The 1,127-nt window shown below is 66.3% G+C and carries 2 protein-coding genes and 1 pseudogene; all 3 read right to left on the bottom strand.

Annotation, left to right across the window (positions count from 1 at the left end):
* A partial coding sequence (locus tag EN969_RS32285) for a phytoene/squalene synthase family protein (RefSeq protein WP_164758719.1) occupies positions 1 to 508 on the bottom strand: 508 nt, incomplete at its 3' end.
* A gap of 1 nt (position 509) precedes the next feature.
* Complete coding sequence (locus EN969_RS32280; protein ID WP_050580472.1) at positions 510 to 953, bottom strand: Mth938-like domain-containing protein; 444 nt, start codon at positions 951 to 953, stop codon at positions 510 to 512.
* A pseudogene (locus EN969_RS32275) lies at positions 928 to 1,127 on the bottom strand (protein translocase subunit SecF); the annotation flags it as partial. The pseudogene EN969_RS32275 and the gene EN969_RS32280, both read right to left, overlap by 26 nt.

Genomic DNA, 1,127 nt, shown 5'->3' with positions numbered 1-1,127 from the left:
GCAGCGGCAACAGCAGCAGCAGGCCGGTCATCGCCTGTGCGCAGCCTGCCCTGCCCGCCAGTTCGGCAAAGCGCGGCGCCTCGACGGGATCGAGCACCATCGCCGCAAGCTGGATGAGCGCTGCGGCCGTCTCGCCGCAATAGCCTTCCAGATCGGTGCGCGACGGCATCGGGTCGTCGTAGAGGTCGAAGATGCGCGCATCGAGCATGTTCTCGAAGGCCGGCTTCGGCAGGCCGAATGTCGCTATCGTAGCGTTCACGGCTTCGGCAGTGGGATGGCCGGCGCCGGCCTCGCCGCCGGCGGCAATGACATCGCGCCACCATTGCAGCCGCACCTCGCCCGGTAGCGCCTCATGGATGCGATCGCGAATACCTGATATCTCCGCGTTGAAGGCGTAGAGCGAAAACAGCGCGTCGCGCTTGCCGTCCGGCGCGTAGAGCGCGGTCAGATAGCGATCATGATCGGCGGCGCGCACCGCGTCCATGACGATTTCAGCGCTTCGAGACATGTCAATCGACGGCAATGAGCGCGGCGGCCACGGCGCGCTCTTCCGCCAGAAGGACATTGTAGGTCCGCACCGCGGCCCCCGTCGACATCGGGTCGGATGCAACGCCGGCGGCCTTCAGCGCGGCCCGCAATGCAGCGGGCAACGGCCGAAGATCCCTGCCCATGCCGACCAGCAGGATCTCGATCTTGTCGGCCTCGGACAGCAGCCTGTCAAAATCCGCCACCGTCAGCGCCAAGGGGTCCACCGGCTCCCAGCCATGGATGCCGGATGGCAGACAGAGCAGCGAACCGCGATGCGACATGTCGGCAAAGCGGAATCCGCCATTGCCGTAGGCTTCGATCGGCGCGCGGCCCGGGAAATGCGCCTCGCGGATGACGATGCCTTTGCTGGTCACCGTTAAACCTCTTCGGGGGCGCGCGTCAGGTCGCGACCGCCTTGCCGCCATTGACCGGCTTCTCCTCGTCGGCCGTAGCCTGCGGCCGCAGTTTGAACAGGATCAGCAGCGGGGCGGCGATGAAGATCGACGAATAGGTGCCGAAGATGACGCCGAACAGCATGGCCATGGTGAACGAGCGGATCACCTCGCCGCCGAAAAGCACCAGCGCCAGCAGCGCCAGGA

It is taken from the genome of Mesorhizobium sp. M7A.F.Ca.CA.003.01.2.1, assembly GCF_003998945.1.
In the GTDB taxonomy this organism is placed as follows: domain Bacteria; phylum Pseudomonadota; class Alphaproteobacteria; order Rhizobiales; family Rhizobiaceae; genus Mesorhizobium; species Mesorhizobium ciceri.
This window is presented reverse-complemented; position numbering and strand designations above follow the sequence as displayed.

Excerpts from the sequence above, each read along its gene's own strand:
- EN969_RS32280 (WP_050580472.1), bottom strand. The coding sequence starts at position 953 with ATGGCGGCAAGGCGGTCGCGACCTGACGCGCGCCCCCGAAGAGGTTTA.